The sequence below is a fragment of the Escherichia sp. WS1450 genome (assembly GCF_046487395.1).
Lineage (GTDB): Bacteria > Pseudomonadota > Gammaproteobacteria > Enterobacterales > Enterobacteriaceae > Escherichia > Escherichia coli.
The window spans coordinates 1-548 of the sequence record NZ_JBJQJO010000164.1; the positions used below are offsets into that span (position 1 = coordinate 1).

The 548-nt window shown below is 59.5% G+C and carries 1 protein-coding gene; it reads right to left on the minus strand.

The annotated features are described in order from the left end of the window. On the minus strand, positions 1-548 hold a 548-nt coding region (locus tag ACJHYR_RS28145; RefSeq protein WP_410233235.1), incomplete at both ends, for a phage tail protein.

A 548-nucleotide genomic window follows, 5' to 3' on the forward strand; every position in this document is an offset into this window, starting at 1 on the left:
CGGAACGGCGCGCCATCATCCGGCATCACCACATTACTGCGGTTATAGGTCCACACCTTATCCGACGGTCGGTCCTGCACGAACGTCAGCGTCTGCCCGTTCCATACCGGCATACAGCGCATCGCCGAGCAGAAATCACTGAGCACATCCCACGCCTTGCGCTGTGTGGTCAGCCAGGCATTACAGGTGATGCGCGGCTCCGTGCCACCAGAGCCGTCCGGCACTGACTGGTCGCAGTACTGGCCGATGACATACAGCGCCCATTTGTCCACATCCGCCGCACCAAGACGTTTCCCCATGCCGTAGCGCGGGTGGGTCAGCATATCCCACAGACACCAGGCCGGGTTATCGCTGTATGCCGGTTTAAACGTTCCGTCCCAGATACCGCTGTATTGCCGCGTCTGCGGGTTATAGTTCGACGGCACCTGCAGAATGCGCCCGCGAAGATGATAATTACGGCTCACCTGCTGGCTGCCGAACTGTTCCGAGTCCACCTGCACGCCAACCAGTGCCGTGTTCGGGTAGCACTGTTTCACATCGATGATTTC